The 22,112-nt window shown below is 67.1% G+C and carries 21 protein-coding genes; 4 read left to right on the top strand and 17 right to left on the bottom strand.

All coding sequences use genetic code 11. The annotated features are described in order from the left end of the window. Positions 1–39: 39 nt before the first annotated feature. The 12 genes from PV761_RS05705 to PV761_RS05650 all read right to left on the bottom strand — a co-directional run bounded on the left by PV761_RS05705 (position 40) and on the right by PV761_RS05650 (position 15,298). On the bottom strand, positions 40–1,638 hold the full coding sequence (locus tag PV761_RS05705) for an ABC transporter ATP-binding protein (protein WP_347895081.1): 1,599 nt from the start codon (positions 1,636–1,638) through the stop codon (positions 40–42). After that, a complete protein-coding gene (locus PV761_RS05700) occupies positions 1,635–2,456 on the bottom strand; it encodes an energy-coupling factor transporter transmembrane component T (RefSeq protein WP_347895079.1) in 822 nt (273 codons plus the stop codon). The genes PV761_RS05705 and PV761_RS05700 overlap by 4 nt, the downstream gene beginning before the upstream one ends. Positions 2,457–2,460: 4 nt before the next feature. Continuing rightward, complete coding sequence (locus PV761_RS05695) at positions 2,461–3,282, bottom strand: ECF transporter S component (protein WP_347895077.1); 822 nt, start codon at positions 3,280–3,282, stop codon at positions 2,461–2,463. A gap of 107 nt (positions 3,283–3,389) precedes the next feature. Continuing rightward, positions 3,390–4,415: a nucleoside hydrolase gene (locus PV761_RS05690; RefSeq protein ID WP_347895075.1), complete on the bottom strand. Its 1,026-nt coding sequence runs from the start codon at positions 4,413–4,415 to the stop codon at positions 3,390–3,392. After that, entirely contained in the window at positions 4,415–5,392 is a 978-nt protein-coding gene (locus PV761_RS05685) for an aldo/keto reductase (protein ID WP_028270814.1), read from the bottom strand. The genes PV761_RS05690 and PV761_RS05685 overlap by 1 nt, the downstream gene beginning before the upstream one ends. A gap of 87 nt (positions 5,393–5,479) precedes the next feature. Beyond that, the gene (locus PV761_RS05680) at positions 5,480–5,698 is read right to left on the bottom strand and encodes a hypothetical protein (RefSeq protein ID WP_028270815.1); all 219 of its coding nucleotides are present in this window, start codon (positions 5,696–5,698) and stop codon (positions 5,480–5,482) included. A 36-nt stretch (positions 5,699–5,734) separates the two neighbouring features. Next, a complete protein-coding gene (locus tag PV761_RS05675) occupies positions 5,735–6,295 on the bottom strand; it encodes a hypothetical protein (RefSeq protein WP_028270816.1) in 561 nt (186 codons plus the stop codon). After that, positions 6,292–6,852 (bottom strand): DUF402 domain-containing protein, encoded by a 561-nt coding sequence (locus PV761_RS05670; protein ID WP_028270817.1) that lies wholly within the window; start codon positions 6,850–6,852, stop codon positions 6,292–6,294. Before PV761_RS05670 ends, PV761_RS05675 begins: the two co-directional genes overlap by 4 nt. Beyond that, a complete protein-coding gene (dxs, locus tag PV761_RS05665; RefSeq protein WP_028270818.1) occupies positions 6,849–8,822 on the bottom strand; it encodes a 1-deoxy-D-xylulose-5-phosphate synthase in 1,974 nt (657 codons plus the stop codon). Before dxs ends, PV761_RS05670 begins: the two co-directional genes overlap by 4 nt. Positions 8,823–8,971: 149 nt before the next feature. Beyond that, complete coding sequence (gene acnA / locus PV761_RS05660; protein WP_347895071.1) at positions 8,972–11,782, bottom strand: aconitate hydratase AcnA; 2,811 nt, start codon at positions 11,780–11,782, stop codon at positions 8,972–8,974. Between the two features lie 154 nt (positions 11,783–11,936). Continuing rightward, positions 11,937–13,325 carry a TRAM domain-containing protein gene (locus PV761_RS05655; RefSeq protein WP_347895069.1) on the bottom strand — a complete coding sequence of 463 codons (1,389 nt, stop codon included), beginning with the start codon at positions 13,323–13,325 and terminating at the stop codon, positions 11,937–11,939. Then, entirely contained in the window at positions 13,322–15,298 is a 1,977-nt protein-coding gene (locus PV761_RS05650; RefSeq protein ID WP_347895067.1) for an APC family permease, read from the bottom strand. The genes PV761_RS05655 and PV761_RS05650 overlap by 4 nt, the downstream gene beginning before the upstream one ends. A 189-nt stretch (positions 15,299–15,487) precedes the next feature. On the opposite strand from PV761_RS05650, the gene PV761_RS05645 reads away from it, so the two are divergent. After that, the gene (locus tag PV761_RS05645) at positions 15,488–16,159 is read left to right on the top strand and encodes a TrkA family potassium uptake protein (protein WP_028270822.1); all 672 of its coding nucleotides are present in this window, start codon (positions 15,488–15,490) and stop codon (positions 16,157–16,159) included. Beyond that, positions 16,160–16,921, top strand: coding sequence for a TrkA family potassium uptake protein (locus tag PV761_RS05640; RefSeq protein ID WP_028270823.1), 762 nt, complete (start codon positions 16,160–16,162; stop codon positions 16,919–16,921). On the opposite strand, the gene PV761_RS05635 is transcribed toward PV761_RS05640, so the two are convergent. The 4 genes from PV761_RS05635 to dut all read right to left on the bottom strand — a co-directional run bounded on the left by PV761_RS05635 (position 16,918) and on the right by dut (position 19,395). Beyond that, entirely contained in the window at positions 16,918–17,661 is a 744-nt protein-coding gene (locus tag PV761_RS05635) for a DUF3159 domain-containing protein (RefSeq protein WP_347895041.1), read from the bottom strand. The two genes, PV761_RS05640 and PV761_RS05635, sit on opposite strands and share 4 nt — an antisense overlap. Beyond that, positions 17,658–18,050, bottom strand: coding sequence for a hypothetical protein (locus PV761_RS05630; RefSeq protein ID WP_347895039.1), 393 nt, complete (start codon positions 18,048–18,050; stop codon positions 17,658–17,660). The genes PV761_RS05635 and PV761_RS05630 overlap by 4 nt, the downstream gene beginning before the upstream one ends. Then, positions 18,043–18,750: a DUF3710 domain-containing protein gene (locus PV761_RS05625; protein ID WP_028270826.1), complete on the bottom strand. Its 708-nt coding sequence runs from the start codon at positions 18,748–18,750 to the stop codon at positions 18,043–18,045. The genes PV761_RS05630 and PV761_RS05625 overlap by 8 nt, the downstream gene beginning before the upstream one ends. 96 nt (positions 18,751–18,846) lie before the next feature. After that, positions 18,847–19,395: a dUTP diphosphatase gene (gene dut, locus PV761_RS05620; protein ID WP_028270827.1), complete on the bottom strand. Its 549-nt coding sequence runs from the start codon at positions 19,393–19,395 to the stop codon at positions 18,847–18,849. 117 nt (positions 19,396–19,512) lie between these two features. Here dut and PV761_RS05615 point away from each other — a divergent pair, with 117 nt between their 5' ends. After that, positions 19,513–20,001: a DUF3093 domain-containing protein gene (locus PV761_RS05615; RefSeq protein ID WP_028270828.1), complete on the top strand. Its 489-nt coding sequence runs from the start codon at positions 19,513–19,515 to the stop codon at positions 19,999–20,001. 10 nt (positions 20,002–20,011) lie between these two features. Here PV761_RS05615 and PV761_RS05610 read toward each other — a convergent pair whose 3' ends face one another. After that, a complete protein-coding gene (locus tag PV761_RS05610; protein ID WP_028270829.1) occupies positions 20,012–20,311 on the bottom strand; it encodes a DUF4193 domain-containing protein in 300 nt (99 codons plus the stop codon). 354 nt (positions 20,312–20,665) lie between these two features. On the opposite strand from PV761_RS05610, the gene sepH reads away from it, so the two are divergent. After that, positions 20,666–22,102, top strand: coding sequence for a septation protein SepH (sepH, locus tag PV761_RS05605; RefSeq protein ID WP_347895035.1), 1,437 nt, complete (start codon positions 20,666–20,668; stop codon positions 22,100–22,102). Positions 22,103–22,112: the final 10 nt, after the last annotated feature.

Here is a 22,112-nt window from a genome sequence, read left to right as displayed (position 1 = left end):
TTCTGCGTTCGGTGCTGCTGCGTGTGGAGGGACAAACGTTCAAACCTCCCGGAGCGTGCCGTCCCGCAGTTCGAGGACCCGGTGGGCCGTGGCCCGGGCATAGGCGAGCTCGTGCGTGACCATAACGACGGCTGCACCACGCTCGGCCGCCGCGCCTAGCGCCTCATCCAGGCGTTCGAGGCCGTGGCGGTCCAGGCCCACGGTGGGCTCGTCCAGGGCAATGAGGACCGGTTCCCGGGCCAGGACCGTGGCAAGGGCGAGGAGCCGCTGCCGGGACGCCGGAAGCTCATGCGGATGGGCCGCCAGCTGGCCACCGAGTCCGACGGCGGCCAGCGCCGCCCGCGCGGCTGCTTCCGCCGCCGCACCGACCTTCCGCTCGAGGCCAAACAGCACCTCGCGCAGGACCGTTCGCTCAAAGAGCTGGTCCCGCGGATGCTGGAAGAGCAGGCCCACCCGGTCCGCCACACGCCCCGTCGGAATGCCGGCGATGTCCTTGCCCTCGATCCGGACGGCCCCCCGCATTGGGCGGAGCAGGCCGTTGAGATGCCTCAGCAGCGTTGACTTGCCGGCTCCGTTCGGACCCGTCACGGCGACGACCTGTCCGGCAGCCACTGCGAGGCTGAGATCGCCCAGCACGCCCGGACCCGTTTTTCCCCTGCCTGCCGGGTAGCCAAAACTGAGACGGTCCAGTTCCAGGACGGCAGCAGCGGGATTTTCCGTTCCGGGACCGGCAGCGGCCAGCTGCCGGTCAACGGTCCGGCAGCGCAGGCCGGAACCGTCGTCCGCCGGCGCGGGAACCACAACGCCGGACTGCAGCAGCGCGGGGCAGCCCGCCAGCTCACCGGGGGTGCCGCGTGCGGTGACCGTGCCGCCGTCGAGCACCAGCCAGCGGGTGGCTGACATCGCCAGCTCGTCCACGGCCTGGCCCAGGACAACGACGGCGGTGCCGGCGTCCAGAAGCTGACGGACCAGCGCACGCACCGAGGCTGAGCCTGCGGCATCCAGCGAGCCCAGCGGTTCATCGAGCACCAGCACGCCGGGGCGCGTCATGGCGGAACAGGCCACCGCGAGCCGCCGCAGTTCGCCGCCGGAGAGGGTGGCCGGATCGCGTTCCAGCAGCCCGGTCAGTCCGGCGGATTCGGCGGCACGCGACACCTCCGCGTGCATCAGGGTCCTGTCCATGCCCCGGTTCTCGAGGCCGAACGCCAGCTCCTCGGCCACTGTGAACCCCACGGTGGACAACAGGGCTGCGGCATCCTGCGGCACGAACCCCACCTGATCGGACCAGAGGGCCGCGTTAATCCGGGGGTCGTCCGGCGTGCCGTGAAAAACGAGGGGCCCGTCGTCCCCCGGCGCCGCGTGCCTGCCCGAATCAGACAGGTCGGAAGCACGCAGGTCGGAAGCACGCAGGTCGGAAGTACGCAGGTGCAGGCTGCCCTTGAACTGTCCGGAGTTCCCACCGGACAGCCAGCCGGCCAGCAGCCGGCCGAGGGTGGACTTGCCGCTGCCGGAACCGCCCAGCACGGCAGTGAGCGTACCCGGTGCCGCAACAACCTCGACGTCGTGGAGAACGGACGCGTCCTCGCCGTGATAGCTGAAGGCTTCAATCCGGGCCTCGAGCAGGGCCACACTCCTCATCCCGGCACTCCGCCGGGCCACAGCATTGCGAACCCCTGGAGCGGGACCCCCTGGAGCTCGGGCCACTGTCCGGAGAGCCGCAGCGCCACCGCGGCTGCGGCCAGCAGCAGGGCGACGGCCCGGAATGCCCGTTGGGCAACAGTATCCGGCACGTCCCGGTAGCTGGTGCGGGTCCGGCTGCCGTTGAAGCCCCGGGCATCCAGCGCCTGTGCCCGCTCACCGGCATCCTCGATGAGCGAGAGGACCAACGGAACCATCTGCAGCCGGGCGGCCGCCAGCCGCCGCAGCGGTCCGCCTCCCAGCACCAGTCCCCGGGATTCCTGGGCCTGCCGGATCCGCGCCAGCTTTCCGCTGATGGCCGGTGCCAGCGTCAGGGTGGATGCCAGGACGTAGCCGAACTGCGGGGGCACGCGCCGCGCCGCCATCACCGCCACCAGGTCCGGCACACGGACCGTGAACGAAAAAAGCAGGAAGACCATGACGTATGCGGCCGTCCGCGCACCCATGTCCAGCGCGAAACCCAGCCCCTCCGCCGTGACCCTGGCTGCGCCCCAGTCCGCCAGGACCGTCCTGCCCTCGGGAAAGAACAGCCCGTGCATGACCAGAAGCGACAGCCAGAACGGCGCCAGGATCACCGCTGCCGCCGGAGCCAGCCGGCCGGCCACTCGGGACCGCACTGCCAGCATCGCGCAGGCGAGGGCAACGGCGAGGGAAACGGCCCAGCTGGACACCGCCGTCGTGATTGCTGCGGTCGCGACGGCAGCCGCGAGTGCGGTCAGGGGGTTGGGCGCGGCGGGAGGGTTCAGTCGGGCAGGCACGGAATCAGGCGTCCGGCGCTTCCCGCTTCTTGCCTGCGAGCACGTTGAAGCGGCGGACGAAGGCGAACTGCAGCGTGGTCCCGCGCGGCAGCGCGTACGCCAGCATCGCGACGACGGCGAAGACAATGGCCTTGTCCATGGGGTCCGAAATGAGCGCCTGCTTGGTGATGGCCGCCAGCAGGGTATCGCCCATGGCCCGGAAAGCGCTGACAATCGCGCCGGTCCCGACACCGGAGGTGCCGCCGAAGACGAAAGCCGCGATCGGTGCGGAGACGACGCCGGCCAGGATGCCCGTCACGAAGCCTGCCACCGGGGCCAGGTAGAAGCGGCGGAACAGCCCGTAGCGGGCGGCGAGGCCCGCCAGGAAACCGATGAGCGCCGCACCGGCAGCGAAGGGCAGCACGGTGGGGTTGATGAAGGACCACACGACGCTGCTGAGGGCACCCGTTGCGGCTCCGGCGGCCGGACCGGCCAGGACGGCAATAAGCACCGTGCCGATCGCATCGAAGTAGAACGGCAGTCCGGTGGAGCCCATGATCTGCCCGAGGGCGATGTTGAGGACGAGTGCCACCGGAATCAGCACGAGTGTGGAGGTGGGGAGGGTGGGGAGCACACCGATGATCAGGAGGATGGCTCCCAGCAGGAAACCGCCCAGGGCCACGAGGGTGGATCCGCCCGCCAGCCCGTTGGTGATGTCCGCGGGCTGCGTCAGGACGAGGAAAATGAAGGTTGCCGCAATGGACACCGCACCAAGGATTTCAAGCAGGCGGCGGTTGCGGACCGCCGCCTGTCCAGGGGCGGGCAGGGTCCGGGATTGCTGTGACATGGCTGTTCCTTTGGCTGTGGGCTGCGTTCCTCGGGTACACGGACTTGGGTACACCGGTACCGGGATCGGCAGACGTGCGCCTATGTCACCTCGGCGCAGCTACCATCTTAGGGCAGTCGCCCTGCCAGCGCCCCCACTGATTCGATGAGCTCATCAAAGCACTGCTTCGGATTGTTCGACATCACAATCCGGGCGTTGGGCGGCAGGCCCCACAGCCCCCGGTAGTCCGCCACGGTGGTGCCCATCAGCAGCGGGGATACGGTTTCGACGTCCACCGTGGCCAGCGCAGTGGCCACGTCCGTCCGCCCCACCGCCACGCAGGCGGCGAAAGCGTCGTGCACGTGGGCCAGATATCCCTGGTCGTAGCGGCGGTGAAACTCAAAGTAGAACCGCAGGGCATCGGACAGGCGGCGGACCAGGGCGTTTCCGGCGGTGCTCCTGCGGCCTTCGGGATCTTCCGGGAGCACCAGTTCCGGCTCTGCGCACCCCGCTTCCTGCGCGAGCCGCAGCAGGTGCTCCGGCCGCATCTCCATCCGTTCCGTGGTGTCCAGCGAACAGATTATCGGAAGGCGTTCAGAGGGCATCCCGCGGTAGGCCGCGTAGACTTCCTTTGCCGCATGCGGATCAACGTGGGTGTTCCATTCGGCCGTGGGCGTGGTGTTCCCCTGGTGATAGAAGCTGCCACCCATGATGACCACCTTGCCCAGCAGTTCGGGCAGTCGCGGCTCCCGCCGGATGGCCAGCGCGAAGTTGGTCAGGGGCGCCGTAATCAGGGCGGTCAGCTCCCCCGGCCGAGCCCGCGCCGCCTCCACCCACAGGTCCGCGGCGTGCCGGGCGGACACGGTTCCCGCAGGCGGTGGCAGCACGGCATGCCCCAGCCCCTGCGGGCCATGGGTCTCCGGCGTAGTCACGAGCGGAATCGACAGCGGACCCTCAGCGCCGACGGCCACCTCAACGCCGCGGCGGCCGCACAGTTCCAGGATGGCCAGGGTGTTGCGTGCCACCTGGTGCGCGTCCACGTTTCCGGGCGACGCCGTAACCGCTACGAACTCCACGTCCGGTAGCGAGGCGAGGTACACCAGGGCCAGGGCGTCGTCAATCCCGGTGTCCACGTCCATCAGGACCGACTGCATCAGAAGAGTGCCACCTTGGGCGCACGGGGGAAGATCTCATCGAGCCGGGCAAGTTCGTCGGCAGCAGGCACCCAGGCCACGGCGGCGGCGTTCTCGCGGACCTGTTCCGGCTTCGTGGCGCCCGCGATCACGCTGCTGACGGACGGCTGGGCCGCCAGCCAGGAGAACGCCACCTGAATTTCGGTGAGGTTGCGCTCTGCGGCGAACGCGCTGAACTTCTCCAGCTGGTCCCAGTCGGCGTCGTGGACCAGGTTGGTGCGGGTGTGGCTGAGGCGGGAGCCTTCCGGAGCTTTGCCGGGCGCATACTTGCCGGTCAGCAGTCCGTTGGCCAGCGGGAAGTAGGGCAGCACGCCCAGGCCGTAGGCTTCTGCGGCGGGCGTGATTTCGGCTTCTGCGCGGCGGTCCAGCAGGTTGTAGTGGTTCTGGGTGGACACAAAGCGAGAACCTCCGCGGGCGCGGGCAACGAATTCGGCCTCGGCCACCTGCCAGCCGGCCCGGTTGGAGTGCCCGAGGTAGCGGACCTTGCCGCTGGTGACGAGGTCGTCCAGGGCGGCAAGTGTCTCGTCGATGGGCGTCAGCGGGTCCGGGGTGTGGAACTGGTAGAGGTCGATCCAGTCGGTGCCGAGCCGCCGCAGCGAGGCTTCGGCGGCCTTGACGATGTAGCGCCGTGATCCGCGGGCCCCGAAGTCGTTGCCGTTGGCTCCGCGCATGTCCATGCCGAACTTCGTGGCCACAATAGCGTCACCGCGCCGGCCTGCAAGGGCTTTGCCCAGCATGGTCTCGCTGAGTCCGGGCTCCCGGCCGTAGGTGTCCGCGACGTCAAAGAGCGTAATGCCGGCGTCCAGGGCGGCATGCACGACGGCGTCGGTCCCCTCCTGCGACTCCGTCACGGTATTGGCCCGGCCAAGATTGTTGCAGCCGAGGCCAACAACGGAGACGGTCAATCCGGATTTTCCAAGGCGGCGGTATTCAGTCATGAATTCAGCGTATAACGGCCGCAATACAGGTCCGGACGCAGCCCTTCGGGGCTGCGTCCGGACCGTGGCCGGAGGCCGGAAGCCGTGTCAGGTGGCGGGGAACTCGAGTCCGTGCTCGTCCATGGCGTCCTGGAGCTGTGCCATGGTCTTGACGCCCATTCCGTGCAACTTCAACAATTCCCGCTGGGGGTACTGGACCACCTGTTCCAAGGTTTCCAGCCCCGCGTGGGCCATGGCCCGGCGGGCAGGCGCGCCGATTCCGCGGGGAATCGGGGTGTGGCCTGGTTGAACGGATTTTGGCGCCATAGCGGTTGCCTCCCAGTCAGTCGGTTGCCCCCCCTCTTAGAGAGTAAAGCCCGAAGCCGGTTTCGGCGAGTGCTTCAGCTTAAAGGCCTCTGGTGCCCCGAACGGCGCAGCCCCGATGCTGAGCTTGGTGAAGTCCAGGTCCTCGCCGCGGATGCAGACTTTGATGGCATTGACGGCCTTGTTGACGTCCGGGCAGAGGCAAAAGATGTTGAGTTTGGCATCGCCGAATTCTGACCGCTCCACGGTGCCGAGTCCGCGCCAGGCAAGGTGGCTGATGAGGGCGTCCTTGGCCTTTTCCTCCAGGTAGCGGTCACGGTCGGTGCCGTCCTTGGTTTTCAGTGCGTACTGCGCAACCACCCAGAACTGCTCTTCGTCGGCAATCTCGGCGTAGCCGTCCTCGGCGCACTGCACCGCGAAGGCGTCCATGAGGCCTTCGGCGGCCCCGGCATCGGCGACGTCCGTTTCGTCCGTCTTGCTCTGGTGCCCGACCACGCCGTGGTTCATGACGAACTGGCTGTAGTCCTCATCGAACCAGGCTTCCCGGAACAGCAGGACCCCTTCGTCGTCTCGTTTGTAGACCCTGATAATTCCGCTCATGCCCGTCCTCTCCTGAACCACTCGGCGTCTGTGCCGTCGAACGGTGCCTGCTGTGCCTTCACGGCCTGGTAAAGCTGTTCTGTCTCCCGGAGCATGCGGTCCACGAGGTCCCGCGGATACTCCATACGCACCTGGTGCTCGGCGAATTCGTCTTCGTCGTCGATGTAGACGCCGCGGGTCACGGACCGGATGACGTCCAGGTCCATATCGATCACGTGGAACTCCAGCGTGCCGGGCCGGAGGACGTTCCAACCGTGGCCCACGGCGAGGTCCACGTACACCCGGAAGTCCCCGGGGTAGGTGTCGTCGTAGAACGTCGCCACGTAATCGCCGGTCCGCGGAACAAGCAAGACCGCGTCGGACCGGGCGTGGAAAGCCGCTCCGGGCCGCGAAATGAACGATCCCTTGGGCTGGAAGATCCACCAGCCGTGGCTGTCGGCGCCGAGGTAGCTGCCCGGTACCACCCAGTGCGCGCCACCGTCCCATTTGCGGTTCCGCGCCACCACCAGGTCTCCCGGTGCCAGGTCCCCGGGAGGTTCGGCCTCGTGCGGGATCACAGTTTTGGCAGGCTGCCCGTAGTCGGGTGTTCCTGGCCGGGCAGGGGACGGGCGAAAGGCACCTTGGTCCCCAGGACCTGGGCAACGACGTCGTGCGTGATCTGGCGGGCCGTCAAACCGACCCGTTCCAGCACCTGCGCACGCGTGCCGTGGTCCAGGAACTCCACCGGCAGGCCCACCTCGTTGAGGGCGGTGTCCACGCCCGCGGCGCGCATTTCCTGCCGGATGCGTGAACCCACACCGCCGGCGCGGACGCCGTCCTCGATGCAGATGACCAGGCGGTGGCGGGCAGCCAGCGCAATGATGGACTTCCGGACCGGCAGCAGCCAGCGGGGGTCCACCACCGTGGAGCTGATGCCTTGGGCGCCCAGCCGGTTGGAGACATCCAGGGCGAGCTCGGACATGGCGCCCACGCTCACGATCAGCACGTCGTTTTCGCTGGAGCCTGCGGGACGGCGGGCCAGCACGTCCACGCCGTCGCCCAGGCGCTCCAGCGCTTCCACTTCGGCGCCAACGCTGCCCTTGGAATAGCGGACAACGGAGGGCGCGTCCTTGATAGCCACGGCTTCGCGGAGTTCTTCGCGGAGCCTTGTGGCGTCGCGTGGCGCTGCCAGGTGGAGCCCCGGGACGATCTGGACCATGGCCATGTCCCACATGCCGTGGTGGCTGGCGCCGTCGGGCCCTGTCACGCCGGCGCGGTCCAGCACGATGGTGACGCCGGCCCGGTGCAGGGCAACGTCCATGAGCAGCTGGTCGAAGGCGCGGTTCAGGAAGGTCGCGTAGACGGCGACGACGGGGTGGAGCCCGCCGAAGGCCATGCCGGCGGCAGAGGTCAGCGCGTGCTGCTCGGCGATGCCGACGTCGAAGACGCGTTCCGGGTGCCGTGCGGCGAATTTGTGCAGGCCCACCGGAATGAGCATGGCACCGGTAATACCCACGATGTCCTGGCGTTCATCGGCGATCGCGGCGATTTCGTCGGCGAAGACCGATGTCCAGGACTGGGCGCCACCCGCCTCGGTGGGCTCCCCGGTTTCAGGATCGATGATGCCGACGGCGTGGAACTGATCGGCTTCGTGCGCGCGTGCCGGCGCGTAGCCGTGGCCCTTTTCGGTCATCGCGTGCACAATGACCGGACCGGCGTAGTTCTTCGCAGTCGAGAGGGCGTGCTCCATGGCCTGGAGGTTGTGTCCGTCCACCGGGCCGATGTACTTCATGCCCAGGTCCTCGAACATGCCCTGCGGCGCCCACCAGTCCTTGATGCCCTTCTTCATGGCATGCAGGCTCCGGTAGGTGAACTGCCCCACGGGTCCGCCGTTTTGGAGCTTCCGCTTCCACCAGTCCAGGGTGCCCTCGTAGGCCGGGGCCGCGCGGAACGAATCGATGGTGGGACGCAGGGATGCGAGGTAGTCGGCGAAGCCGCCGACGGTTGCCGCGTAGGACCGGCCGTTGTCGTTGACCACGATGACAACGCGGCGCTTCTTGTCCGCTGCGATGTTGTTGATCGCTTCCCAGGCCATGCCGCCGGTGAGGGCGCCGTCGCCCACCACGGCAATCACGTAGCGGTCACCGTCGCCGGTCAGCTGCCGGGCGCGGGAGATGCCGTCGGCCCAGGACAGCGAAGAGGAGGCGTGGGAGCTTTCCACGATGTCATGCTCGGACTCCGCACGGTCCGGGTAGCCGGACATGCCGCCTTCCTGGCGGAGCGTGCTGAAGTCCTGGCGTCCGGTGAGGAGCTTGTGGACATACGACTGGTGCCCGGTATCAAAGACAATGCTGTCCCGGGGGGAATCGAAAATACGGTGCACGGCCATGGTCAGTTCCACAACGCCGAGGTTCGGTCCGAGGTGGCCACCCGTCTGCGACACGTTGCCGATCAGGAAACTCCTGACCTCCGCAGCCAGCTGGGTCAGCTGTTCTTCGGTCAACTTGCTCAGGTCCTGCGGATTCCGGATGGTGTCCAAAATTCCCAACGGGGCCTCCTTCGGGTGGTAGACATGCCTTTTAACTCTAACGCCTCGACGGCGGGCCGGACGCAGGGAGCGATGGCCGCCACGCAAAAGCCCCGGCCTGTCGGTGACAGTCCGGGGCTTTTGGGTGGTGCCGGTTGTGACCTCTGCCGCTAGTTGGCGGAGATCTGGCGCAGCACGTACTGCAGGATGCCGCCGTTGCGGTAGTAGTCCGCTTCGCCCGGGGTATCGATGCGGAGGACCGCGTCGAAGGACTTGGCGGAGCCGTCTTCAGCTGTAGCGGTGACCTTGAGGGTCTTCGGCGTGGTGCCTTCGTTGAGGGCCGTGACGCCCTCGACTGCGAAGGTTTCCGTGCCGGTCAGGCCCAGGGTCGCGGCTGATTCGCCGGCCGGGAACTGCAGCGGCAGGACGCCCATGCCGATCAGGTTCGAGCGGTGGATGCGCTCGTAGCTTTCGGCCACGACAGCCTTGACGCCCAGGAGCGCGGTGCCCTTGGCAGCCCAGTCACGGGATGAGCCGGAGCCGTATTCCTTGCCTGCCAGGACGACCAGCGGGGTGCCGGCTGCCTGGTAGTTCTGGGCGGCGTCGTAAACGTACGCCTGGGGACCGTCCGCCTGGGTGAAGTCGCGGGTGAAGCCACCTTCGACGCCGTCGAGCAGCTGGTTCTTGATGCGGATGTTCGCGAACGTGCCGCGGATCATGACTTCGTGGTTGCCACGGCGCGAGCCGTAGGAGTTGAAGTCCTTGCGCTCCACACCGTTGGCCAGCAGGTACTGGCCGGCCGGGGTGTCCGACTTGAAGGAACCGGCCGGGGAGATGTGGTCGGTGGTGACCGAATCGCCGAGCTTGAGCAGCACGCGGGCACTGGTGATGTCCGTGACGGGCTCCGGCTTGGCCTTCATACCTTCGAAGTACGGGGGCTTCCGGACATACGTGGACTTCTCGTCCCAGGCGAAGGTGTCGCCGGCCGGGGTGTCGAGTGCCTTCCAGCGGTCGTCGCCGTCGAAGACGCCCTCGTAGCCGCGGGCGAACATTTCCTTGTCGATCGAGGAGTCGATGACCTGCTGGACCTCGACCGGGTTCGGCCAGATGTCCTTCAGGAAGACGTCGTTTCCGGCTTCGTCCTGGCCGAGGGCATCGGTGTCGAAGTCGAAGTCCATGGTTCCGGCCAGGGCGTAGGCGATGACCAGCGGCGGGGAGGCCAGGTAGTTCATCTTCACGTCCGGGTTGATCCGGCCTTCGAAGTTGCGGTTACCGGAGAGCACCGCGGTGACGGAAAGGTCGTTGGCCTGGATGGCCTCGGAGATTTCGGCGTCCAGCGGGCCGGAGTTGCCGATGCAGGTGGCGCAGCCGTAGCCCACGATGTAGAAGCCGAGCTTCTCCAGGTACGGCGTGAGGCCGGACTTCTCGTAGTAGTCGGTGACTACCTTGGAGCCCGGAGCCACGGAGGTTTTGACCCACGGCTTTGCGGCCAGGCCCTTGTCCACGGCGTTGCGGGCCAGCAGTGCGGCAGCAAGCATCACGGACGGGTTGGACGTGTTGGTGCAGGACGTGATCGAGGCGATCGAGACCGCGCCGTGGTCCAGCTCGAACTCGCGGCCGTCCGCGGTGACAACGTGCACCGGGGTGGACGGACGCCCATGGGCACCGTTGGCGGCAGACTCAACGCGCGCAGTTTCGGTGGTGTGGGAATCGGCGTGGGTGAAGGAGGGCGGGTCGGAGGCCGGGAAGGACTCTTCCAGGGACTCGTCGACGCTGCCGTCTTCGATGCTCACGTAGTTGTGGATGTCCTTGCGGAACTGCTCCTTGGCATCCGTGAGCTCGATGCGGTCCTGGGGACGCTTCGGGCCGGAGATGGAGGGAACAACCGTGGACAGGTCCAGCTCGAGGTACTCGGAGAACTTGATCTCCTTGGAAGGATCGTGCCAGAGGCCCTGTTCCTTCGCGTAGGACTCCACGAGGGCAACGTTCTCTTCGGACCGGCCGGTGAGGCGCAGGTAGTCGAGGGTGACGTCGTCGATCGGGAACATGGCGGCCGTGGAGCCGAACTCCGGGCTCATGTTGCCGATGGTGGCGCGGTTGGCCAGCGGCACTGCCGCCACACCTTCGCCGTAGAATTCCACGAACTTGCCCACAACACCGTGCTTGCGCAGCTGCTCGGTGATGGTCAGGACGACGTCGGTGGCGGTGGCGCCGGCCGGGATGGATCCGGCCAGCTTGAAGCCCACGACGCGCGGGATCAGCATGGACACGGGCTGGCCCAGCATTGCAGCTTCGGCTTCGATGCCGCCAACGCCCCAGCCCAGCACGCCCAGGCCGTTAACCATGGTGGTGTGCGAGTCGGTGCCGACGCAGGTGTCCGGGTAGGCCCGGACAACGCCGTCAACTTCACGGGTCATCACGGTGCGGGCCAGGTACTCGATGTTGACCTGGTGCACGATGCCGGTTCCCGGCGGGACGACCTTGAAGTCGTCAAACGCGGTCTGGCCCCAGCGGAGGAACTGGTAGCGCTCCCCGTTCCGCTGGTATTCGATCTCCATGTTGCGCTCCAGTGCGCCGGAGTTACCGAATGCGTCGATCTGCACCGAGTGGTCGATCACCATCTCGGCGGGAGCCAGCGGGTTGACCCGCTTGGGGTCACCGCCGAGCTCCTTGACGGCCTCACGCATGGTGGCGAGGTCCACAACGCAGGGCACGCCAGTGAAGTCCTGCATGATCACGCGCGCCGGCGTGAACTGGATTTCAGTGTCGGGCTGGGCGTTGGGATCCCAACCGGCCAGTGCTCGGACGTGATCGGCCGTAATGTTCGCGCCGTCCTCGGTCCTCAACAGGTTTTCAAGCAATACCTTGAGGCTGAACGGAAGGTTTTCTGCACCTTCAACGGAGTTCAACCGGAAAATTTCGTATTCGGTACCGGCTACATTAAGTTTGCCTTTTGAACCGAAGCTGTCCACAATGCTCATCGCAGGACTCCTCTCGCAACAGTTTCATCTTTGTCGCGCGGTAGACCGCTTGCTAGTTAGGTCATCCTAATTAGTACAAGGTCATACAAAAGAGCATGGGGTCAGCCGAGAATTCGGCGCGCGACGTGGGACTACTACGCCCATCCTAGTCACATCAGGCCGGGGGCGTCAGCAACGCCACTGTCTCCATGTGGTGGGTGTGGGGATACAGATCGAACGCCCGCAGCCCTGCGAGCGACCAGCCGCCCGGCTGGAAGTACCCCAGGTCCCGGGCGAACGACGCCGGATCGCAGGACACATAGGCGACCGCCCGCGGCCCCGCAGCCATCAACTGGCTGACCACGGCTTTGCCCGCGCCGGCGCGGGGCGGATCAAGGACGACGGCGTCGAAGTTGCGGGGTTTCTGGCGCAGCACACGTTCCACGCGTCCCTGCACGATCTCCACTTGCGGCGCCCCGTGGAGGTTTTTCCGCGCGTCGCGGCTGGTGCCGGGGGCACCTTCAACGGAGAGCACCGAACCGGTGACACCGACGGCGTCGGCGAGGGCTGCGGTGAAAAGGCCCGCCCCGGCGTACAGGTCGGCCACCACCGCGCCCGGCTCAAGGTATCCGCCGTCGTGCAGGAATCCTTTGACCGCCCCGACGAGGGTGTCTGGCGCGTCCCGGTGGATCTGCCAGAAGCCCTCCCCCGTGACCCGGTATTCGTGTCCGGCGGCGGTCTCCTGGACCCAGGTGCGGCCGCGCAGCTGCAGCACCTCGCCCTTGGCCGGATCGAAACTGGCCACGGAGACGTCGTCGGGAAGCTGCGCCAGGATGCCGCTGAGGCGCTTGGCGCGGGTGCCTGCGGCCGGGGCCAGCAGCACCAGCGGGCGCGATCCGTTGGCGGGGGCTGCCACTTCCACGCGCTCGACGCCCTGGAGGTCGACGTCCCAGAGCTTAAGCTCGTTGATTCCGGCCACGGCGAGGGGCATCTCACGGATGGCGATGACCTGATCGGAACGGTGGGCGTGCATGCCCAGCTTCCCGGCGGGCGTCACGGCAAAACTTGCCCGCGTGCGCCAGCCGAGGCCTGCCGCGCCGGGGGTGCCGTCGGCCGCCGCAGCTTCCCCCACAGCTTCGACGATGTTCTCCCGGCCGGCGGGGTCCGCCCACGCAGCCGGATGTTCGACGCCGGCGAGCCGCTTCAGCTGTTCCGCCAGGACCTCAGCTTTGAGGCTGCGCTGGCGTTCCAGGGAGACGTGGCCCAGTTCGGCGCCGCCCACGGGCGGGTGGCCGTGGGACCAGGCACGCAGGGAATCCGCCACGTGCCAGAAATGGGGCACGCGGTCCGGTGACGCTTCGAGCACCTCCACAACGTCGGCGCGCCAGAACTTGGAGTCCTCGCCGGCGTCCGTCAGCCGGATCCTGACCTTTTCGCCGGGAATGGCGTGCCGGACAAACACCACGCGGCCTTCGTGGCGGGCCACGCAGTGGCCGCCGTGGGCTATGGGCCCGACATCCACCACAAGTTCGGCATGCGTGCGGGTCTGGGTCTCGGGGTTCATTGGATATCCTGCAATTTCTTGGCTTCTTCGGACGATTTCAGCTGCCAGGGGACGCTGGCCACCATGACACCCGGCTCGAAGTGGAGGCGGGTTTTGATGCGGAGGGCGGTCTGGTTGTGGACCAGCTGTTCCCACCACTTGCCCACCACGTACTCGGGGATGTAGACCACGATGAGGTCGCGGGGCGAATCCCGCCGCATGTTCTTGACGTATTCCATGATGGGGGTCACCGTTTCCCGGTACGGGCTGGCGAGGACCGTCAGCGGCACCGGAATTTCGAGCTTCTCCCAGTCCGCGAGGGTGTGGGCCGTTTCTTCGGAGTTGATATCCACCGTGATGGCGTCGAGCCGCGAGGGCCGGGACGCGCGCGCATAGGCCAGGGCCCGCAGGACGGGCTTCCGGACGTGGGACACCAGGAGCACGGCGTGGACCCGGGACGGAAGGGCGCGCGGGGAGGAGTCCTCGTCCACGGCCAGTTCCTTGGCCACGTTGTCGTAGTGCGCACGGATGCTCCACATGATGAGGAAGAGCACGAACATCGCAAGCAGGGCGATCCATGCCCCCTGCTCGAATTTGGTGATCAGCACGATGGTCAGGACCAGGGCGGTCATGCCGAACCCGATCATGTTGATGGTGCGCGACTTCAGCATCCGGCGGCGAACGGTCCTGTCCCGTGCCAGCTTGAGTTCGCGCCCCCAGTGCCGGACCATGCCCAGCTGGCTTGCCGTGAAGGAGATGAAAACGCCGACGATGTAGAGCTGGATGAGCTTGGTGACGTCGGCGTTGAAGGCCAGGATGAGCACCAGGGCGCCTGCGGCGAGGGCGAGCACGCCGTTGCTGAAGGCCAGGCGGTCACCGCGCGTGCGCAGCTGGCGCGGGAGGTAGCCGTCCTGCGCGAGGATGGATCCGAGGACCGGGAAACCGTTGAAGGCTGTATTCGAGGCAAAAACCAGGATGACGCCGGTTGCGGCCACCACGATGTAGAACAGCACCGAACCCGGCCCGAAGATGGTCTGGGCGATTTGGCTGATGGCCGGACTCTGGATGTAGCCTTCCGGCAGCGGCTGCCCGTTGACCAGGAATTCCGTGGCCGGGTCCAGCACAATGTGCACCTTGGTGGCGTTGGCCAGGTAGATGATGCCGGCGAGCATTGCGGAAGCGATGACGCCCAGCAGCAGCAGCGTGGTGGCGGCGTTCTTGCTCTTGGGTTTCTGGAAATTCGGAACGCCGTTGCTGATGGCTTCCACGCCCGTCAGGGCCGCGGCACCCGAGGAGAACGCGCGGAGCAGCAGGAAGGCGCCGGCAAGCCCCACCAGCCCCTCGTCGAACCCGGCCGCCGGAACAATCGTGAAGTTCGCGGACGGGGCCTCGCCGAGCTGGCCGGTTGCCGCCTGGAAGACGCCGACGGCGGTCATGCCCAGGATGGACGCCATGAAGATGTAGGTGGGAACGGCAAAGACGCTGCCTGCTTCCTTGATGCCCCGCAGGTTTACCAGCGCCAGGATGACCACGCCCACGGTGGCAATCAGTGCCTGTTGGCCGTGAAGCGCCGGGACCGCTGCGGTGAGGTAGGTTGCCGCGGAGGACATCGAGACGGCAACCGTGAGCACATAGTCAACGAGCAGCGCTGAGGCCACGGTCAATCCGGCGTACTTGCCCAGGTTGACGTTGGCTATTTCGTAGTCGCCGCCGCCGGACGGGTAGGCGTGGACGTTCTGGCGGTAGGACGCCACCACCGTGAGCAGCACCACCATGACGGCGAGGCCCACCCATGGTGAAAAGGCAACCGCGCTGACGCCCGCCAGTGCCAGGGTCAGGAGGATTTCGTCGGGCGCGTAGGCCACAGAGGACAGGGCATCCGAGGCGAAGACCGGAAGCGCGATCCGCTTCGGCAGGAGGGTGTGGGCCAGCCGGTCGTTCCGGAAGGGCCTCCCCACCAGCACCCGCTTCACGGCATTCAATATTGTCAGCACTCCACAAAGCTAGTCTGATTCGGACGCGATGTCATGACGGCATGTGGCTGTTCGCCCCGGGGCCACTCCGCGGCGCCCCCGCGGCCGCCGGTGAGGCCACCGGGCGGGAAGTTGCGGCCACCGGGCCGAGTGGCGCCGACGGCCGGTAGAGTCTTACGCAGCAACAGGAAAAAGACTGAGGAGGCACGGGTGGCGCACTTCGTGATCATGGGATGTGGGCGTGTGGGAGCAACGCTTGCGCACACCCTCGAGGATGCGGGCCATTCGGTGGCCATTATCGACCAGGACGACCGTGCCTTCCGCAGGCTCCGCACCGGCTTTTCCGGTCGCAAGGTCACCGGAGTCGGGTTCGACCGGGAGACCCTGAAACAGGCCGGCGTCAGCGAGGCGTATGCCTTCGCGGCCGTGTCCAGCGGTGACAACTCCAACATCCTGGCCACCCGGGTGGCCCGCGAAACGTTCCACGTCCCGCACGTGGTGGCAAGGATCTACGACCCCGGCCGCGCCGAGATCTACCAGCGCCTGGGCATTCCCACGGTCGCGGCAGTGCGCTGGAGCGCGGACCAGGTGCTGCGCCGGATCCTGCCCGAACAGCACCTCGCCGGCGACTTCCGTGAGCCCTCCGGCCGGCTGGTCCTGGCCGAAATCGACCTCGACCCGGCGTGGATCGGGCACTCCGTCGCCCAGATCGAGAAGGCGGCCGGAATCCGGGTTGCCTACCTGACCAGGTTTGGCGAAGGTATGCTGCCGGCCGCCGGCACGTCCTATCAGGAGGGCGATACCGTCCACGCCATGCTTCGCGTGGACCGCAGCGCCGAGGTAGGCCACATTCTTGCCAAAGAACCCCCCAAGGAGCAGTAAGTGAAAGTCGTCATCGTCGGGGCAGGCAGCGTCGGTTCCTCGATCGCCCGTGAGCTTCTTGCCCACAAACACGAAATCCTGCTGATCGACCTGAAACCGGAAGTGATCGGCCGCAGCGGGCTCCGCGGGGCGCACTGGCTGGTGGGCGACGCGTGCGAACTGAGCACGCTCCAGGACGCCAAGCTAGAGGACGCCGAGGTGGTGGTTTCAGCCACGGGTGATGACAAGGTGAACCTTGTGGTGTCCCTGCTGGCCAAAACCGAATTCGGCGTCGGACGCACGGTGGGACGCGTCAACAACCCCAAGAATGACTGGATGTTCAATGATTCGTGGGGCGTGGACGTCGCAGTCAACACCCCGCAGCTGATGACTGCGCTCGTTGAGGAAGCGGTGGAAATCGGCGACCTCGTCCGGCTGCTCACGCTGCAGACCGGGGTGTCGTCCCTGGTCGAGTTCACCGTGCCCCACGACTCGCACGTCATCGGAACCACCGTGGGAGACATTGACTGGCCCGAGGACTCCACCTTGGTGGCGATCCTGCGGGACCAGGCCCCCATCACGCCCAGCCGGGACGATGTGCTCGACGGCGGGGACGAACTGTTTTTCGTCACCACCATTGCTGCCGAAGACCAGCTCAGGGCGCTGCTGTCCCCTGAACAGCAGGACCGGGACACGGACGGTGCACAGGAGGACGAGGGGCACCCGGCCGCCGCCCAGCCCCGGGAGCAGCAGGCTCCCGAGGACGACGGCTTCGACGGTTAGTTCGGGCGGCTACGGTCGGGCTTGGTGATGAGCCACGCAACCCAGATGCCCAGGATGTACAGCGGGACGCCCATCAGGAGCCGTGTGGTGGCGAGGCCGTTCAGTCCCTGCTCGCCGAGGAGGTAGAGCGGCACCTGTACCAGCAGCCGCAGCACCAGGACACCCACGATGATCCACGTGCCCAGGCGGTAGGCCCTGACCCGGGCCGGGTCCTTGCGCCACTCCAGGCCCTCGTTCCTGATGAAACCGAACAGCAGGCCGGCGATGGGCCAGCGCAGTGCTATGGACACCACCATGCCTGCAATGTAGGCGGCGTTGGTGAAGAACCCCAGAACGTAGAAGTTCTCCGCCTTGCCGGTGGTGTTCGCCAGCCACGCCGAAATTCCGACGCCGACTATCCCGGCCAGCGCCTGGGTCAGAGGACGCCGCTGGACCAGCCGGGCAATGGTGAAGGCTGCGGCCGCGGCAAGGGCCCCGATCAGGGACAGGGTGAGGTCGCGGGTGATGGTGAAGGCTACGAGGAAGGTGAGTCCGGGGACGATGCTCTCGGCGATACCCTGGACGCCGCCGGCGGTCTTCAGCACATCGATGCTGCCGTCCTTGGTCCGGTGCAGGCCGGCCTTGACCGCGTAGCCTTCCGCGAGGTCTGCCACTGACGGCGGCTCGGGCGCGGCCCGTGGTTTGACCGGTTCGGATGCGGCCGGTCCGGCAGCGGGATCCGGAGTCTCGGACGGCGTCATTGGTTCTCCTGGCGGGACAGTATTTCGTAGCGGGGGTTGAACATGGTGGGCAGCCCGTCGCGCAACGTCAGCATGCCTTCCAGCCGGAGTTCGCAGCCGGGGTCGACGCCGGGAACGCGACGCCGGCCGAGCCACACGACCCGCAGCCGGTCGCGCCGGCCGGGTCCTCCGGGCCTTCGGGCCGACGCCGGTTCCACCGCGGCGGGGGCAACGCCTCCCTTGGTGCGCGGCAGGTCGTGGTCCGTGATGATCGCGGTGAAGCTGGCAACCTGTGCGGCCGGTACGTAGGTCACGGACTCGATGAAGCCACGGCACAGCACCCGTCCACGGTCCGGCAATCCACTGATGGAAAGTTCGGGCTGCGGATATTCGCCGGCCGGGTCAGCCAATCTGGGTGATCTCCGGTCCGCGCTCGGGTTGCTCGAACTCGGGTGCGCCCTGCAGCGGCGCGGGAGCGGAATCCTTCGGCAGGCGGAGCTGCAGCAGGTCACGCGGCGGCATGGGGCTCTCGCCGCGGACCACCACGATCTGCCGGAACAGCGATTCCAGGTTCGCCGCGGCGTCGCGGTCCAGGGCAGCTTCGCCGCCCAGCACGCCGCGGAGGAACCAGCGGGGGCCGTCGACGCCGATGAAGCGGGCCACGCGGTAGCCGCCCGCGCCGTCGGCCGTTCCTGCCGGAAGTTTGGCCACCAGTTCGGTACCGAAAACGCCGGGAATCTCCTCGACCTGGCCGCCCTGGCTTCCCACGGACTGGCCGATCTGTTCACGGATCTCGTCCCAGAGCCCCTCGGTGCGGGGCGCGGCGAAGGCCTGGAGCTGGAGGCTCGACCCGTCGAGGTCCATGGTCACAGCCACAACCCGCTGGGTGGCTTCCTCGATCTCGAGACGGAGCTGGAGGCCTTCCCGGGGAGCAATCAGGAGGGCTCCCAGGTCAACGTAGCCGTCAGTGCTGTCGACTTCGGAGACGTCAAAGGGCCCCGTGGCTGCCCGGCCAGTGCGCTCCTCGGCAACGGAGCCTGCAGTTTCCGGGCTTTCCGCGGTCTCTGCCGCCTGGTCCTTCTTGGCCTTCTTGCCACGCCCAAAAACCATCGGGTTTGTCTCCTTAGTAGTGATCAATTCCCGCCGTGCCACTGTGGGCCGCGCGGTAAGTCATGCAGCACCGGCTGAGCCGGGCAGCGCCCGCGGCTAGGCCTGCGGTGTTCCGAACCCGGCGGCGGAACCGAATCCGCCGGTGGAACCGAAGCCGCCGTCACCGCGGACCGAGTCGCTCAATTCCGCAACGGCCACAAACTGTGCGTACTCCACGCGCTGAATGACCATCTGTGCAATTCTATCGCCGCGCCGCAGCTCGATGGCCTTCTCACGGTCCGTGTTCAGCAGCGTCACGGCGATCTCGCCGCGGTATCCCGCGTCCACGGTCCCGGGGGCGTTGACCACTGTCAGGCCATGCTTGGTGGCCAGCCCGGACCGGGGGTGGATGAGGGCGACATAACCGTTGGGGAGGGCGATGGAAACCCCCGTGGGCACCAGCCGGCGTTCGCCTGGTTCAAGGACTACGTCCTCGCGGGCGCGAAGGTCCGCACCGGCGTCGCCGGGGTGCGCGTAGGACGGGGCTTCGAGGCCGGCGTCGAGCATTTTCAGCTGGACCGACAGCGTGGGCGATCCGTAGGCCGCGGCGCTGCCTTCCAGGGAGTTCGGCGGCAAAGTACTCACGGCTGCAGTTTCTTCAGTCACAGTCATTTACTCTAACGCGAGCGGCGCACCTTGGCCTAGCCGCGGACTGGCCGCCGCGGGCAGCGGCCGCTGCCGGGCCAAGGTGAAATACTCCGGAAAAAGTGGAAAGCTGGGCCTATGCCGGAATCTAGTGCAGCTGTGCCTGCCCCCAACAGCACACCCCGCGGAACAGCCGTTCTGTACAGCGAGAAACTCCACCCCAACCTTTGGATCTGGCTCGTCGCAGCCGGACTGTCCGGCGCAGGCATCCTCGTGTTTGCTCCGATCAGCATGGCGGCCGGCATCACGGCGGCACTGGTGCTGTTCAGCATCATCACGGTGCTGCTGATCCTGTCCACGCCGTCGATAACGGTGACGGCAGAAACGCTCCAAGTGGGGCGGGCCACCATCGAGCGTCGTTATATAGGGACCGTGACACCGTTCACCGGCAAGGAGGCGACGGCGGAACGCGGCACACGCCTGAACGGACTGGCATACCTCTGCATCCGGGGCTGGGTGGACCCGGTGGTGAGGATCGACATCACGGATCCATCCGACCCCACGCCTTACTGGCTCACCTCCACGCGGCACCCGGCACAGTTGACCGCCGCCCTCACCCGCGCCTAAGGCCCCTCTGTCAGCCCTCGCACTCCTTGCAGAAGAGCAAACCGTCCTTTTCCCGGGCGATCTGCGAGCGGTGACGGACCAGGAAGCATGACGAGCAGGTGAATTCATCAGCCTGGGCCGGCAGGACGCGGACCAGGAGTTCTTCGCCGGACAGGTCTGCCCCCGGGAGTTCGTAGCCTTCAGCCAGCTCGGCTTCGTCCTCATCCACCACTGCCGTTGGCTTGTCCACGCGGCGGGTCTTCAATGCCTCGATGGAATCTTCGTTCAGGTCCTCTTCTGATTTCCGCGGCGCATCGTAGTCTGTCGCCATTATCTTCTGTTCACACTCCGATTTTTCGGTTGGATGGCCGGGCGCCGGTGGCCTCTTCGGGACGGACATCGTCCGCCGGGCTGGTCCCCCGGGCCGGTTCACCGATGTCAACGCTGGCTTGACTCATTTTGTGCCCGACTCAGGCGCCCATTTTTCCCTGAGCGGAATGGGAAAGCGTGGTCTGTGCGAGGCGGGTGCCGGCCGGGCCCGCCCGCCGGAGGCCGGAAGCAGTAAAAACGCCCTTGACGACTGGAAAACCCTGGAATATTGCGGCGCGCCCTCTCCCCTCCCCCGAATTGCGACTGCCGAGTGGCAGAGTTTCGAATGTCAGTAATGCCAGGGTGGAGGATTTGTATGCAGGATCTACGGCTTGTAGGCGTCCACGACGACGGGGAGCATCTCCTGTTGAGCGGCACCGGCGGCGAGATGTTCCGGCTGCCGATCAACGAAGCCCTTCGGCTCGCGGCCAGCCGCTCTCCGGCGAAAGCGGCCGCTGCAGTTGCGCCTGTTGCCATGTCCCCGCGGGACATCCAGGCGCGCATCAGAAGCGGCGCCACGGCCGCGGAGGTTTCGGAACTCTCGGGCATCCCCCTGGCCAAGGTCCAGCGCTATGAAGGCCCCGTACTTGCCGAACGCGACTACGTGGCACAGCAGGCGCGAAAAATCGAGGTGGCCTCCCCTGCGCCGGGCCATGACGTCTTCCGCTCCGCCTTCGGCGACAACCCGGCAACCCTCGGCGACATGGTGGCACACCGCCTCAACGCCCACGGCATCGAATCCTCCACCGTCGAGTGGGACTCCTGGCGGCGCCCGGACGGCACCTGGACCGTGGTGGCACGCTTCGAAACCAATACCGGCGCGCACACCAGCATCGGCGAGGAACCGCCCGCCATGTGGACTTTCAGTCCCGCCCGGAAATCCCTGCAGAACGCCAACCGCTGGGCACAGCAGCTCAGCGAGCTGGAACCGCTCGACGGTCCTGTGCCCGCCCGCCGCCTGTCGGCAGTGTCCGACCGCCCGTTTGACTTTGAGACCGACGCCGAGGCGGCCGCTGCCCGGACGGCATCCGGCCAGCCCGGCAAGGACTCGGACGGCCTGCTCGAGATGCTGCGCTCACGCCGCGGACAGCGGCTCGGTGTGGACGAGGACGCCGACGACGCCTTGGCACTGCTGCTCACCAACGGTGTTCCGGCGGCCCACCCCCGGCCCTCCGAAGTGGTAGCGGAGCCCGACTCCGACGACGACGCAACGGGGACGGAAAGCCGCGAAGAAGCCGAATCCCCGGCCGCCAAGGGAGACTCGTTCACCCGCAAGCGTGAAGTCCGCGCGTCAATGCTGTCCCGCCTCAGCCTGGCTCCCCGGCACACCGGGGACGACGATGAACGGCTGAAACTCCACGACGGCGTCAGCACGGAAACCCGCGAAATCACCATCGTGGCCTCCCCGCTGCGTCCGGTGACGGACCCGGACCAAGCGTCCGCTGAAGACTCCGGCAGCACGCCGGCGGTACCCGCCGCCAGCCCGGACGGCGATGAAGCCGCCGCGGCGGAAACTGCTCCGGTCAGGGAAACGGCGCGTCCCCGCCAGACCGGCTGGAACCGCGAATCCGCTCCGAACGTGGGGCTGGATGAACTGCTGGGTGGAGGGAGCCCGCGCCGGACCCGGGACGAGGCACCGGCCACCCCCAGAAACGACCGGGACGCGGAGCAGCCCGAACGGCAGCCGTCCAAACCCAAGCGTTCCAGCGTACCGAGCTGGGATGAGATAGTTTTCGGCGCACGCGGCGACTGAACCGCCCGGC

This window comes from Arthrobacter sp. CC3, from assembly GCF_039907775.1.
Taxonomy (GTDB): Bacteria; Actinomycetota; Actinomycetes; order Actinomycetales; family Micrococcaceae; genus Arthrobacter.
Note: the sequence above shows the minus strand (reverse complement) of the source record. Positions and strands in the feature narration are given on the sequence as shown.